Raw genomic sequence first — 14,242 nt, forward strand, 5'->3', positions numbered from 1 at the left:
CCTGCACCGGCGCGAATGCGGGGCCCGGTCACCCCGCTTTGCCGCCGCCCTTGGCAATCCGCCGCAGCCCCAGCACCATCCCCGCCGCGCCCAACGCCATCGCCAGCAAAAACAACGGGTACGCCACCCACCACGGCGTCCCCGCCGTCATCATGCTGAACTCGGACATGCCGCCAATGCTGGCGATCAGGTTCAGCGGCAGGAACACCACGTTGATCAGCGTCAGCTTGCGCAGCAGGTTGTTCATGCTGTTGTTCATCAGGTTGCCCCGGGCATCGATCAGCCCGGAGAACACGTTGGAGTAGATCTCCGCCTGCTTGTAGCACTGGTTGTTCTCGATGATCAGGTCGTCGATCAGGCCCAGGGTCTGCGGGCTGAAGTGTTCTTTTTCGCCGTGGTTGCGCAAGCGCGTCAAGACCGCGCCATTGCTGTGCAGCGCGTTGATGTAATAGATCAGGCTCTCGCTGAGGCTGAACATCTGCATCAGGTGGCGGTTGCTCATGGAGGCGTTGAACTGCTGCTGCAACTCGCGGGCGACCAGCTTGATCACCTTGAGGTGGCCCAGGTAGTGGTGGATGTTGTTCAGCAGCAGGTCCAGCAACACGTCCAGCGGTGTATGCAGCGGTCGGCGCGCGCCGAGGCCCGACAACTGGCTGTCGTCGGTAGCAATCACCAGCAGGCGGTCGGGGGAAAACAGCAAGCCACAGGACGACACTTCAAACACCAGGTTGCTGCCCCCGGAGTAGTTTTGCGGGCGCTTCCAGATCAGAAACAGGTTGTCTGGGTGGAATTCGATGCGCGACACCTCGTCCGGGTCCAGTGCCGACGCCAGCGCGTGCTCATCGACTTTATAGCGCTCGCGCAGCAATTCACGCTCATCGCTGTCGGGATTGTTGAACAGCAGGATCTCGGCATTGTCGCGCTCGGTGCGGCGCAGCGCGCCCTCGTTGAGCTCAAAGCAGATCACCAGACCTGGCCCTGGCGTTTGAGCTCCAGGCGGCGCACGAACTCTTCCAGCACCAGGGAGTACAGGTCGTCCTGCAAGTAGGCGTCTTCGATCCCGGCGTCCATGTTCGGGTTGTCGTTGACCTCGATCACCACCACTTTGTCGCCGGACTGCTTCAAGTCCACGCCGTACAAGCCATCGCCGATCAGGTTGGCGGTCTTGACTGCCAGTTCCACGACGGCCTTGGGGGCCTCGTGCACCGCCAGGGTCCGGCATTCGCCGTTGATATCCTGGCCGATGGCCTTGTGGTTGTAGATCTGCCAGTGGCCCTTGGACATGAAATATTGGCAAGCAAAGATCGGCTTGCGGTTGAGTACGCCAATGCGCCAGTCGTACTCGGTATAGAAAAACTCCTGGGCCAGTAGCAGCACCGAGTGTTCGAACAGCTCGGCCGTGGCGGCCAGCAACGCCTCCTGGCTTTCCACTTTGATCACCCCCCGGGAGAAACAACCGTCGGGGATTTTCAGCACCAGGGGGAAGCCCAGGCGCTCGCCGACCCGTTCGAAATCTTGCGGTCGCTCCTTGTACAGAATCTCGGTGGCGGGCATGCCCAATTGATGGCTCTTGAGCATATCCGTGAGGTAGACCTTATTGGTACAGCGCAGGATCGACGCCGGGTCATCCATTACCACCAGCCCTTCACTCTCGGCTTTCTTGGCGAAGCGGTAGGTATGGTTGTCGACACTGGTCGTCTCGCGAATCAACAAGGCGTCGTATTCGGCCAGCCGCGCGTAGTCCTTGCGTTCGATCAACTCCACATCGATCCCCAGGCCCTTGCCCACCCGCACGAAATTTTCCAGGGCCTTGGCATTGGACGGCGGCAATTGCTCCTGGGGATCATGCAGGATCGCCAGGTCATAACGGGCCAGGCGCCGCGAACGGGGTTGGCGCCAGATCCGGCGACTGAAGTTGTCCAGGGCATGGGCGAATTGATCTTCCTGATCATCGCGCAACTTATGTAAGACTCCAGACTTGATACCTTCGATATGCCAGCCGTTATGTTTACGAAACTCAACTAACAGGATCGGGCACGGGAAAGCCTCAAATAACTGCCGGGCCAAATCCTGCAACGGTTCAATATTGGTCCGGCCAAAATAAAGTGTCAGGGTAAAACCTTCGGTATTGCTGTAAAGGTGATGACTCAATGCTTTATCGAGGGTTTTATCCAGGTCATCCAGGGCCAGGCCATACAAGGATTTCTTTGTCAGCTCGCTGATGGTGCGCACCGACGGGATCACCTTGTGCCCCCGCGCCTCGGCCAGCAGCGAGCAGTAGTAGCCATGCCCCAGGTACTTGTAGCTGCGGCACAGGTTGATCACCTGGACCCGTTTGCCCGCCTCGTTTTCCCGGGAGTGTTCGAGGTATTCCTGGGCGGTGACTATATCTTCGCTAGGGAAGTACGAGGCCCAGTCTTCCTTGCGTTCAACAATAATCACGACTTGGCTTGGGCTCTTGGGCGGGGTAGAAAAATATCCGCTGGAAGTTATTGTCGCCGCGACGGTTTGCTCGGATACTTCTCGCCAATGACTTTGTACCGCTGACATATTGATTGATCCGCTAGAGAACTTGACCTTTTCTATTAAGCACGATCTTTCACAGAAGTCTCGTTTAGTTACGCAACTTTTACGGCGGTTATATGACTCTTTCCTTTCGCGTTGCAACCCTCGAAGACTTGCCAGCATTGGTAACGTTGGAGCAGCACTGTTTCACCACTGACCGGCTGTCTGCCCGCAGTTTCCAGTGGATGATCAGCCGTGCCCACGCGCAGTTGCTGGTGGCCGAAAATGCCGGGCAATTGGTCGGTTATGCCCTGGTGCTGTTCCATCGCGGCACCTCGTTGGCGCGCCTGTACTCCCTGGCCATTGCCGCGCCGGCCCGGGGCATGGGCCTGGGCCGGCAGTTGCTGGCGCGCATCGAAGCCTGCGCCGTGGCCCACGACTGTGCGTACCTGCGCCTTGAGGTGCGCACCGATAACCCAGGCGCCATCGCGTTGTATGAGCGCGCTGGCTACCGGCGTTTTGCCCTGATCAACGACTATTACGCCGACCATACCGACGCCCTGCGCCTGGAAAAACGTATCCTCCAGCCCGCGCACGCCCGCGCCTTGAGTGTCCCCTACTACCAGCAGACCACTGACTTTACCTGCGGCGCTGCCTGTTTGCTGATGGCCATGGGGGCCCTGTTACCTGGACGTGAGTCGCTGCGCCGCGAAGAACTGCAGATCTGGCGCGAAGCAACCACCGTGTTCATGACCGCCGGCCACGGCGGTTGCAGCCCCCAGGGCCTGGCCCTGGCCGCGTGGCGCCGGGGGTTTGCTGTACGCATGCAGGTCAACGTGCGTGGGCCGCTGTTTCTCGATGGCGTGCGCAACCTGCATAAAAAAGAGGTGATGCGCCTGGTGCATGAGGGATTCGCGGATGAGTTGGCCCGCAGCAATGTGCAGCAGGTATTTGGCGGTGCGCTGGACCTGCCGCAGGTCCTGGACGACGGCGGCCAGCCGCTGGTGCTGATCAGCAGTTACCGGCTGACGCGCTCCAAGTCACCGCATTGGGTGATCGTGACCGACTGCGATCAAGAGTTTGTCTACCTGCATGATCCCGACGTGGACCATAGCCAGCACCGCCAGCCCATGGACTGCCAGCACCTGCCGGTCAGCCATGGGGAGTTCGAGCGGATGTGCCGCTTTGGCAACAACCAACTGCGCGCGGCGGTGGTGCTATACCGGTAACGCCGCCGCCCTGGCGCTGCCGGCCGCCGCGGCCTTGGCTTCCAGCTCGCGCACCAGGGGCAGCACGCGCTGGCCAAAATACGCCACCTCCTCCTGAAAATGCAGGAAGCCCGCCAGCACCAGGTCCACCCCCACCGCCTTGAGCGCGACGATGCGCTCGGCGATCTGCCGGGGCGTGCCGATCAGGTTGGTCTTGAAACCGTCGTTGTACTGCACCAGGTCAGCGAAGCTGGACTTGGCCCAGTTGCCCTCACCTTCGGGCGACGCCTTGCCTGCTTGCCTGGCTGCATCACCAAAGGCGTTGACCGCGTCCGGGTCGGCCTTGTCGATGATTTCGGCCAACACCGCCTGGGCCTCTTCTTCGGTGTCACGGGCGATCACAAATGCGTTGACCCCGATCTTGACCGAATGGTTATTGGCGGCGGCCTTGGCCCGGATGTCATCGACCTGGGCCTTGATCCCCTGCGGCGTATTGCCGTTGGTGAAATACCAGTCCGACACCCGCGCCGCCATATCCCGTGCCGCACGGGAGCTGCCACCCTGGAAAATCTCCGGGTGCGGTTGCCCCAGGGGCTTGGGCTTGAGGGTGTAATTGTTGAAACGGTAGAAATCACCCTTGAAGGTAAAGTCATCCTGGGTCCAGATACCCTTCAGGGCACGGATGAACTCTTCGGAGCGCCGATAGCGTTCGTCATGCTCCAGCCAGTGCTCGCCAATGGCCTGGAACTCGCCCTTGAACCAGCCGCTGACGATGTTCACCGCCACCCGGCCATCGGTCAGTTGATCGATGGTGGCCAGCTGCTTGGCCGCCAACGCCGGCTGCCAGGGGCCCGGCAGGATCGCCGCGATCACCTTCAGTGTGCGGGTGGCGGCCAGCAGCGCGTGGCTGAAGGCCACGGATTCATGCTGGTATTCGGCACCGTAGCCGGCGGTGAAGCGGATTTGCGTCAAGGCGTACTCAAACCCTGCCTCCTCGGCCAGTTGGGCCAGCTTGCGGTTGTAGTCGATGCCCCAGTCGGTACGTTGTTCGACCTTGCTGACCACCAGGCCACCACTGACATTGGGCACCCAATAGGCAAATTTCACGGCTTGCGGAGTCATGGCTCGGTACCTCGCACACAAAGATTGTGCAAGTGGTGGAGCAGCAAGCGTGCCAGTGTGGGCCAAGCCACGTGGCACGGGCGTTTGGCCCCTGCGAGCCTGGGCCGGGCAATGTTGCCTTGGTGGATGGTTTGTTGGATCACTGTTGCTGGCACAACACCTACCGCACCTGCGCGGGTGTGTCGCAACAGTCGCCCTGACAATCGGTTATAGGTAAGCTATCGGACTTTCGCGCAGCCCCTTTCTGCGCCTCGCCGAAAATAAGTCGCCTCCATGCCTTTTGAACTCAGCGTTGACCTCACCACCCTGGCCATCCTCGCCGTGGTTGCCTTTATTGCCGGTTTTATCGACGCCATTGCCGGCGGTGGCGGCTTGCTCACCACCCCGGCCCTGCTCACCGCCGGCATGCCGCCCCACCTGGTGCTGGGCACCAACAAACTGAGTTCGACCTTCGGCTCGGCCACCGCCAGCTTTACCTTCTACCGGCGCAAGCTGTTCCATCCGCGCCAATGGGTGCATGCCATCGTCGGCACGCTGGTCGGCGCGCTGGTCGGGGCCGTCGTCGCCCATTACTTGCCCGCCGAGTGGCTGAACAAGATGCTGCCGGTGATCGTCTTTGCCTGCGGCATCTACCTGTTGTTTGGTGGCACGCCCAAGGCGCCGCTGGACGCCGATGCGCCGATCAAGAAGAAATGGCAGTCGACCCAAGGCTTCGGCCTGGGTTTCTATGATGGTGTGGCGGGGCCCGGCACTGGGGCGTTCTGGACCGTCAGCACGCTGCTGATGTACCCGGTGGACCTGGTCAAGGCCAGCGGCGTGGCGCGCAGCATGAACTTCGTCAGCAACGCGGCGGCGTTATCGGTGTTTATCTTCAACGGTTCGGTGGACTGGATTGTCGGCCTGAGCATGGGCCTGTCGGTGATGGTGGGCGCGTTCTTTGGCGCTCGCAGTGCCATCAGCGGCGGCGCCAAATTCATTCGCCCGGTGTTTATCACCGTGGTCCTCGGCCTGACCGTGCGCCTAGCCTGGCAGCACTGGTTCAGCGTGGCCTAGACGGCGCGCCACATACAGGTCGATGAGGTAGCGGGCAATCGAGCGCGAGGCCGGCAGCGGCGGCAACTGGTAGATGTTGAACCACTGCGCATCTTCAATCTCATCGGCCTGGGGCACGATCTCGCCCCCGGCGTACTCGGCGTGAAAGCCCAGCATCATAGAATGGGGGAACGGCCAGCACTGGCTGCCCACGTACTGGATGTTCTGCACTTCAACCTGCACTTCCTCGCGCACTTCACGGATCAGACAGTCTTCGGCAGACTCCCCGGGCTCGGCAAACCCGGCCAGGGTGCTGTAGACCCCAGTGACGAAACGCGGCGAACGGGCCAGCAGAATCTCATCGCCACGGGTGATCAGCACAATCATGCTCGGTGAAATACGCGGGTAACTGCGCAGGTCGCACGCCTTGCAGAACATCGCGCGCTCGCGGGGCACCTGCACCATCGCCTGCCCGCAACTGCCGCAAAAGCGGTGCTCGCGGGCCCAGGTGCCGATTTGCGCGGCATAGCCCAGGACTTTGTACAGGCGGTGATCGCCTTGCAGCATAAAGGCCCGCAAGCCTTGCCAGCGGCAACCTGGCACGTCGCCGGGGCTGTTCAGCTCCAGCAGATACACAGGCTCGCCGTCCAGATGGCCAATGCCATGCTCGGTCAATACTGGCAGGTCCTGGCGCTTGAGCCATTCCCTGGGAAACAGCGGCCCGTTGTCATCCACCAAAAAGCCTTCGCGGCTGCGGGCCACAGCCCAGCCACCGGGGGCGTCGTTGTCCAGCAGCGTTGTGGTAATCCAGCCTGGGGTCATGTTCAGTCAATCCACGAATTCGGGTTTCTGCTTACTCATATGGGCCGCAATGGCCACGCGCAGGTCGTTGGATTGCAACATAGCAGCGTTCCAGGTGGCAACGTATTCCAGGCCGTCGTTGATGCTGTGGTCACGCATGTAGCTGATCATGGCCTTGGTGCCGGTCACGGCAATCGGCGATTTGGCGGCGATTTGCGCGGCAAGGTCCATCACCCCGGCCAGCAGGCTTGCGTGGTCGGCAAAGGTCCGGTTGACCAGGCCGATGCTGCGCGCTTCTTCGGCGCCAAAGGTGCGCCCGGTGTAGGCCAGTTCGCGCAGCATGCCGTCGCCGATGATGCGTGGCAGGCGTTGCAGGGTGCCGACGTCGGCGGCCATGCCGATGTCGATTTCCTTGATCGAGAATTGCGCATCGTCAGCGGCGTAACGCATGTCGCAGGCGCTGATCAGGTCGATGGCGCCGCCGATGCAGTAGCCCTGGATCGCCGCCAGCACCGGCTTGCGGCAGTTATCCACGGCGTTGAACGAGGCTTGCAGTTGCAGGATCTTGCGCCGCAGCAGGCGCGCATTGCGCCCCACGTCCTTGCCAAACTCATTGGCCACCGAGGCCAGCATCATCAGGTCGATGCCCGAGGAAAAATGCTTGCCGGCGCCGCTCAACACCACCGCGCGCACCGCGTCGGTATCGTCGATCCATTGGAAAATCTCGATGATTTCGCTCCAGAACGCCGCGTTCATGGCGTTGATTTTTTCTGGGCGATTGATCTGCACATGGGCGACGTTGCCGTGGAGTTCGACGACAAAGGCTTGGTATTCGGACATGGCAGTGATCCTTGGCTGGCGGCTGATAAGGGCCGAACTATAGCAAGGGTGCGTCAGGGGCGGTAAGGCTGCGCATATGCCAAAAGCAGGACTGCAGAAAAACACCCATCAATGTGGCAGCGGGCTTGTGTGGGAGCGGGCTTGCTCGCGAAAGCAGTGGGTCAGTCAACATCAATGTTCGCTGGGCCGACGTCTTCGCGGCGATGCGGCGATCCGACAAGCCCGCTCCCACACAAGCCCGCTCTAGACAGACAGTCAGGTAGGCAGCCACAGGCGCAGGCGTGCGCCGCCCAGTGGCGAGGCCTGGGCGGTGAGTGTGCCGCCCTGTGCCTCGACGGCCCGGCGGCTGATCGCCAGGCCCAGGCCGAAGCCACCGGTGGCGCGGTCGCGGCTGCGGTCCAGGCGGTAGAACGGTTCGAAAATCCGCGCACGTTGCTCTTCGGGGATGCCGATGCCGTCGTCATCCACCCAGATTTCGCAGCCCTTGGCGCAGACCTTGACGCCAATCTGGATGCGCCGCTCGCAATAGCGCATGGCATTGCGCAGCAGGTTTTGCAGGGCGCGGGCGGTGAGGCGTGGGTCGAGGGTAAAACGCTCCACCGCGCAGTCCAGCACCACATCAATCACAATCTCGGGGTTCTCCAGTTCGTCGTCGATGCTGCCCAGGATGCTGTCGATAAACTCATCCAGCACCACTTCCACCCGCTCGGGCAGTTGTGCCGGGTTTTGCAGGCGGCTGTAGGACAGCAGTTCCAGCACCAACTCATCCAGCTCGCGGATGTGCGCCACCAGGCCTTGCAGGCGTTCGCGGCTGGCGGCCGGTTGGTCTTCGGACAGCGCCAGGGCCAGGCCGAAGTCCAGGCGGGTCAGCGGGGTACGCAGTTCGTGGGACACGGCGTTGAGCAAGTCACGCTGCTGGTTGAGCAGGTGTTCGATGTCATTGGCCATGGTGTCGAACACCGCCGCCAGGCTGCCGATGTTGGAGCTGGGCGGAATGTGTGTGCGTTCTTCCAGATGACCACGGCCCAGTTGCGCGGCTGTGGCCTTGAGGCGTTCCAGGTCGCGCCAGTGCGGGCGCAGCCACAGCAACAGGCCCCCCAGCAGCGCCGCGCCGATCAGTACGTTCATGGTCCAGTACAGCAGGTTCATGTCCAGCGGGTCGGGCGGGATGGTCAGCTTGACCGCCAATTGGTCATTGAGCGGCGAGCTGATTTCTTCCATCCAGCCCCACTCCCCCAGGCGGATGACCGGTTTGCCCTGCTCCAGCAACCGCTCCTCGGCCGGCGTATAGCGGGCATCCTGGCGATGCAGCAATTGCACCTTCAAGGGCGCAAAGTCCCGGGCCAACTGGTCGGTGACCTCGGACCAGCGCTCCACCGGCCGGCTGTGGTACTGACGCACGATCAGGCTCTGCAAGCCCCGGGATTGCTCGAGGTTGTAGTTCATGTAGCGATGATGGAAGACCTCGATGATGCCCATGGGAATCAGGTAGATCGCCGCGCTGTAGGTCACGATGGTCAGCAGGTAGAGACGGATCAGGAGCCGGAACATGCTGTCAACATTCCCACTCGGAACGGCTGAACAGGTAACCCTTGCCCCACACCGTCTTGATCTTGCGCGCCTCGCCGGCATGGTCGTCGAACTTGCGCCGCAGCTTGGAAATGGCCACATCCACTGAGCGGTCGGTGCCGTTGAACTCGATGCCCCGCAGGCGCTGCAGGATCTGGTCGCGGCTGAGCACTTCACCGGCATGCCGGGCCAGCACCACCAACAGGTTGTATTCACCGCTGGACAGCTCCACCGCCTGGTCGCGCCAGGTCACGGCGCGCTCCGACAGGTCGATGCACAGATTGCCCATGATAATCTGGTCATTGGCCGCCTGTGGCTCGCTGAGGCTGCTGCGGCGCAACAGAGTGCGCACCCGGGCCAACAGCACCCGTGGCTCGCAGGGCTTGGTCACGTAGTCATCGGCGCCCATCTCCAGGCCCAGCACCTGGTCATGGCTGTCATCGCGGGCGGTGAGCATCAGGATCGGCAGGCCGGCCGAGTCGGCGCGCAGCAGGCGGCAGACTTGCAGGCCATCCAGGCCCGGCAGCATCAGGTCAAGGATCACCAGGTCCGGCGGGTTGAGCCTGGCCCGCTCGCGTACGTGGTCGCCACGGCTGAGCACATTGACGTGATAGCCATTGCGTTCAAGGTAACTGGCAATCAGCTCGGACAGCGCGGCGTCGTCTTCGACCAGGAGGATGTTGGGCATGGTGCTTCCAAATAATACAGTTTCACATTAGATCGTCATTGATCAGAAGAGCTTGTTAGGATCCACGGCCGTGAAGGATATACGCAGGCGCCTCGGCGTGCGCCGTACCTTACATTTCTTCACACACCACCTACACAGCTTCACAGCACCGAGCCGGGGGCGTCCGTAGGATGCGCCAGTCAATATTGGGATAAGAGCATGTCAAAGAATCTGTTTGCGCCGTTTTGCCTGCTGGCACTGACGTTGGCCCTGGGTGCCTGTGGCAACTCTGCGGACGACGCCCCGCAAATGCCCCTGGCCAAGGTACGGATCGAAACCCTCGAAGCCAAACCCCTGTCCATCAGCAGCGAGCTGAGCGGACGGATTGCCGCGCCACGCATTGCCGAAGTGCGCGCACGGGTCGCAGGCGTGGTATTGCAACGGGTGTTCAACGAAGGCCATGACGTCAAACAGGGCGACGTGCTGTTCCGTATTGACCCGGCGCCGTTCAAGGCCGACCTCGACAGTGCCCAGGCCAGCCTGCGCAAGGCCGAGGCCAATGCCTTCCAGGCGCGTCTGCAAGAGCAGCGCTATAGCCAACTAGTCGAAGGCAATGCCATCAGCGCCCAGGACTACGACAACGCCCGCGCCGCCGCCCGGCAAACGGCCGCTGAGGTCGCGGCCAACCAGGCAGCGGTGCAGCGTGCCAAGCTCAACCTCGGCTATGCCACCGTCACCGCACCGATCTCCGGGCGTATCGGCCGTGCGCTGGTGACCGAAGGCGCGCTGGTGGGCCAGAACGAAGCCACGCCCATGGCCGTGATCCAGCAGTTGGACCCGATCCACGCCGACCTCACCCAGTCCACCCGCGAGCTCAATGACCTGCGCCGCGCCTTCCGCGCCGGGCATTTGAAGCAAGTGGGCCAAAACCAGGCCAAGGCCACGCTGATTCAGGATGACGGCAGCCTCTACCCGCTGCCGGGCAAGTTGCTGTTCGCGGAAATTTCCGTAGACCCCGGCACCGGGCAGATCATCCTGCGCAGCGAATTCCCCAACCCGGACCTCGACCTGTTGCCCGGCAGCTTTATCCGTGTACGCCTGGAGCAGGCCGTCGACCAGCAAGGCCTGAGCGTGCCGCAGCGCGCAATCACCCGCGACAGCGCCGGTATCCCCATGGTGTTGCTGGTGGATGCCGAGCAGAACGTCAGCCAGCAACCGGTGGAATTGGGCGCAGCGGTCAATGATCGTTGGGTGGTCAACAGCGGCTTGAAGGCCGGGGACCGCATCATCGTCGAAGGCCTGCAACATGCGCGCCCCGGTGAAAAAGTCGAAGTGGATGCCAGCACCGCGCCTGTCGCCCAGGCCGCCGGCCAGTAATCATAGGGATCAGAGACAATGCCGCAGTTCTTTATTGACCGCCCGATCTTCGCCTGGGTGGTCGCCCTGTTTATCCTGCTGGCCGGCGCCCTCGCCATCCCGCAGTTGCCCGTGGCGCAGTACCCCAACGTCGCGCCACCGAAAGTGGAAATCTATGCGACGTACCCTGGTGCGTCGGCGCAGACCCTGGACGAAAGCGTGGTCAGCCTGATCGAGCAGGAGCTCAACGGGGCCGACCACCTGTTGTATTTCGAATCCCAGAGCAGCCTCGGCTCGGCCACCATCACCGCGACCTTCCAGCCGGGAACCAACCCGGAAATGGCCCAGGTCGATGTGCAGAACCGCCTCAAGGCCGTAGAGCCGCGCCTGCCGCAAGCGGTGACCCAGCAAGGCCTGCAGGTGGAGAAAGTGTCCGCCGGCTTCCTGCTGCTGGTGACCCTGACCTCCAGCGACGGCAAGCTCGACGACGTGGCGCTCAGCGACTACCTGGCGCGCAACGTGATGAACGAGCTCAAGCGCCTGGACGGTGTGGGCAAGGCGCAACTGTATGGTGCCGAGCGGGCGATGCGGATCTGGATCGATCCACAGAAACTCATTGGTTTCAACCTGACCCCGGCCGACGTCAACGCCGCGATTACCGCGCAGAACGCCCAGGTTTCGGCCGGCAGCATCGGTGATTTGCCAGGCACCAATACCCAGGAAATCACCGCGTCGATTCTGGTCAAGGGCCAGCTCTCCACTCCGGCCGAATTTGCCGACATTGTGCTCAAGGCCAACCCGGACGGTTCCACCGTGCGCATTGGTGATGTGGCGCGGGTCGAGGTCGGTAGCCAGGAGTACCAGTTCTCCACGCGGTTGAACGGCAAGCCTTCCACCGCCGTCAGCGTGCAGCTGTCGCCCGGCGCCAATGCCTTGAGCACCGCGACCCTGGTGCGGGCGAAGATGGATGAGCTGTCGCGCTACTTCCCGGCCAACGTCGAGTACAAGATCCCGTACGACACCTCGCCGTTCGTCAAGGTCTCGATCACCAAGGTGATCTACACCCTGCTGGAGGCGATGGCGCTGGTGTTTGCGGTGATGTTCCTGTTCCTGCAGAACATCCGCTACACCCTGATCCCGACGCTGGTGGTGCCGATTGCACTGATGGGCACCTTCGCCACCATGCTGTTGCTGGGTTTCTCGATCAACGTGCTGACCATGTTCGGCATGGTGCTGGCCATCGGCATCCTGGTGGACGATGCGATTGTGGTGGTGGAGAACGTCGAGCGGATCATGGTCACGGAGGGCCTGTCGCCCAAGGAAGCCACACGCAAGGCCATGGGCCAGATTACCGGGGCGATCATCGGCATTACCCTGGTGCTGGTGGCGGTGTTCCTGCCGATGGCGTTCATGCCAGGCTCGGTGGGGGTGATCTACCAGCAGTTCTCGCTGTCGATGGCCACCTCGATCCTGTTCTCGGCGTTTCTTGCCCTGTCCTTGACCCCGGCCCTGTGCGCCACGTTGCTCAAGCCAATTGCCAAGGGCGAGCACCATGCCAAGGGCGGGTTCTTTGGTTGGTTCAACCGGCGCTTTGAACAACTGACCGACCGCTACGAAGGCTGGGTCGCCTATGCCCTCAAGCGCAGCGGCCGCTACCTGCTGATCTACCTGGTCCTGCTGGTAGGCCTGGGCTTCCTGTTCAGCCGCCTGCCCGCCTCGTTCCTGCCAGTGGAAGATCAGGGCTACACCATCACCGATATTCAGTTGCCGCCAGGCGCGAGCAAGAACCGTACGGTGCTGGTGGCCGAGCAGATCGAGGCGCACAACGCCACCGAGCCGGGCGTCGGTGATACGACGATGATCATGGGCTTCAGCTTCTCCGGCTCCGGGCAGAACGCGGCGCTGGCGTTTACCACGCTTAAGGATTGGTCCGAGCGCAGCAGCGACGATTCGGCGGCCTCGATTGCCGATCGCGCCAACATGGCCTTTACCGAACTCAAGGATGCGATGGCCTATGCCGTGCTGCCGCCACCGGTGGATGGCCTGGGCACCTCCAGCGGCTTTGAGTTCCGTTTGCAGGACCGTGGCGGCGTGGGCCATGCCGCATTGATGGCGGCGCGTACCGAGCTGCTGGCGGCGGCGGAAAAAAGCCCGATCCTGGCCAATGTGCGCGAAAGCGCCCTGGCCGAGGCGCCGCAAGTGCAGTTGGAGGTGGACCGCAAGCGGGCCAACGCCCTGGGCGTGTCGTTTGCCGATGTGGGCAATATCCTGTCTTCGGCCGTTGGCTCGGCCTACATCAACGACTTCCCCAACCAGGGCCGCATGCAGCGCGTGGTGGTGCAGGCCGAAGGCGACCAGCGCAGCCAGGTCGAAGACCTGATGAAGATCCATGTGCGCAACAACGCCGGGAAGATGGTGCCGCTGTCGGCGTTTGTCCAAGCGCGCTGGGTCCAGGGCCCGGCGCAGTTGACCCGTTACAACGGTTACCCGGCCATCGCTATTTCGGGTGAAGCTTCACCGGGTCATAGCACCGGCGAGGCAATGGAAGAAATCCAGCGTCTGGTCAGCCAATTGCCAGCGGGCCTGGGCCAGGAATGGACCGGGTTGTCGTTGCAGGAGCGCTTGTCGGGTTCCCAGGCGCCGCTGCTGCTGATGCTGTCGCTGCTGGTGGTGTTCCTGTGCCTGGCAGCGCTGTATGAAAGCTGGTCGATCCCCACTTCGGTGCTGCTGGTGGTGCCACTGGGGGTATTGGGCGCGGTCATGGCGGTGTCACTGCGCGGCATGCCCAACGATGTGTTCTTCAAGGTCGGCCTGATCACGATCATCGGACTGTCAGCGAAAAACGCGATCCTGATCATCGAGTTTGCCAAGGACTTGTATGACCAGGGCGAAGACTTGGTCGAGGCGACATTGAAGGCTGCTCGCTTGCGTCTGCGACCGATCATCATGACTTCGCTGGCGTTTATCCTGGGCGTGGTGCCGTTGGCGATTGCCACCGGCGCCAGTTCGGCGAGCCAGCAGGCGATTGGTACTGGGGTGATCGGCGGGATGATCACTGCGACGCTGGCGGTGGTGTTTGTGCCGGTGTTCTTTGTGGTCGTCATGAAACTGGTGCGCAAACGCAAAGATTGATACCCCCCCT

The 14,242-nt window shown here is 62.2% G+C and carries 11 protein-coding genes; 4 read left to right on the top strand and 7 right to left on the bottom strand.

Annotated elements, in window-relative coordinates; genetic code table 11:
• Positions 1 to 28 precede the first annotated feature (28 nt).
• Complete coding sequence (locus AC19YY_RS12450; RefSeq protein WP_500604371.1) at positions 29 to 970, bottom strand: magnesium transporter CorA family protein; 942 nt, start codon at positions 968 to 970, stop codon at positions 29 to 31.
• Entirely contained in the window at positions 964 to 2,550 is a 1,587-nt protein-coding gene (locus tag AC19YY_RS12455; protein ID WP_178123665.1) for a RimK family ATP-grasp domain-containing protein, read from the bottom strand. Before AC19YY_RS12455 ends, AC19YY_RS12450 begins: the two co-directional genes overlap by 7 nt.
• Positions 2,551 to 2,642: 92 nt before the next feature.
• Between AC19YY_RS12455 and AC19YY_RS12460 the strand changes: the two genes are divergently transcribed.
• A complete protein-coding gene (locus AC19YY_RS12460; protein WP_170041354.1) occupies positions 2,643 to 3,734 on the top strand; it encodes a GNAT family N-acetyltransferase/peptidase C39 family protein in 1,092 nt (363 codons plus the stop codon).
• Here the strand turns inward: AC19YY_RS12460 and sfnG are convergent.
• On the bottom strand, positions 3,723 to 4,835 hold the full coding sequence (gene sfnG / locus AC19YY_RS12465; protein ID WP_500604267.1) for a dimethylsulfone monooxygenase SfnG: 1,113 nt from the start codon (positions 4,833 to 4,835) through the stop codon (positions 3,723 to 3,725). The two genes, AC19YY_RS12460 and sfnG, sit on opposite strands and share 12 nt — an antisense overlap.
• A gap of 273 nt (positions 4,836 to 5,108) precedes the next feature.
• Here sfnG and AC19YY_RS12470 point away from each other — a divergent pair, with 273 nt between their 5' ends.
• Positions 5,109 to 5,888: a TSUP family transporter gene (locus AC19YY_RS12470; protein WP_029291538.1), complete on the top strand. Its 780-nt coding sequence runs from the start codon at positions 5,109 to 5,111 to the stop codon at positions 5,886 to 5,888.
• On the opposite strand, the gene nudC is transcribed toward AC19YY_RS12470, so the two are convergent.
• From nudC to AC19YY_RS12490, 4 genes are all read right to left on the bottom strand, one after another.
• Positions 5,856 to 6,689 carry an NAD(+) diphosphatase gene (gene nudC, locus AC19YY_RS12475; protein WP_500604268.1) on the bottom strand — a complete coding sequence of 278 codons (834 nt, stop codon included), beginning with the start codon at positions 6,687 to 6,689 and terminating at the stop codon, positions 5,856 to 5,858. The genes AC19YY_RS12470 and nudC overlap by 33 nt on opposite strands.
• Positions 6,690 to 6,695: 6 nt before the next feature.
• Positions 6,696 to 7,508 (bottom strand): crotonase/enoyl-CoA hydratase family protein, encoded by an 813-nt coding sequence (locus tag AC19YY_RS12480; protein ID WP_169951849.1) that lies wholly within the window; start codon positions 7,506 to 7,508, stop codon positions 6,696 to 6,698.
• A 255-nt stretch (positions 7,509 to 7,763) separates the two neighbouring features.
• Positions 7,764 to 9,059, bottom strand: coding sequence for an ATP-binding protein (locus tag AC19YY_RS12485; RefSeq protein ID WP_169951851.1), 1,296 nt, complete (start codon positions 9,057 to 9,059; stop codon positions 7,764 to 7,766).
• Between the two features lie 4 nt (positions 9,060 to 9,063).
• The gene (locus tag AC19YY_RS12490; protein WP_170057286.1) at positions 9,064 to 9,765 is read right to left on the bottom strand and encodes a response regulator; all 702 of its coding nucleotides are present in this window, start codon (positions 9,763 to 9,765) and stop codon (positions 9,064 to 9,066) included.
• Between the two features lie 198 nt (positions 9,766 to 9,963).
• Between AC19YY_RS12490 and AC19YY_RS12495 the strand changes: the two genes are divergently transcribed.
• Together AC19YY_RS12495 and AC19YY_RS12500 are read left to right on the top strand one after the other, a co-directional pair.
• Positions 9,964 to 11,121 carry an efflux RND transporter periplasmic adaptor subunit gene (locus tag AC19YY_RS12495; RefSeq protein WP_169951855.1) on the top strand — a complete coding sequence of 386 codons (1,158 nt, stop codon included), beginning with the start codon at positions 9,964 to 9,966 and terminating at the stop codon, positions 11,119 to 11,121.
• Between the two features lie 18 nt (positions 11,122 to 11,139).
• Entirely contained in the window at positions 11,140 to 14,232 is a 3,093-nt protein-coding gene (locus AC19YY_RS12500) for a multidrug efflux RND transporter permease subunit (RefSeq protein ID WP_169951857.1), read from the top strand.
• Positions 14,233 to 14,242 lie beyond the last annotated feature (10 nt).

This window comes from Pseudomonas sp. MF09156 (assembly GCF_059862305.1).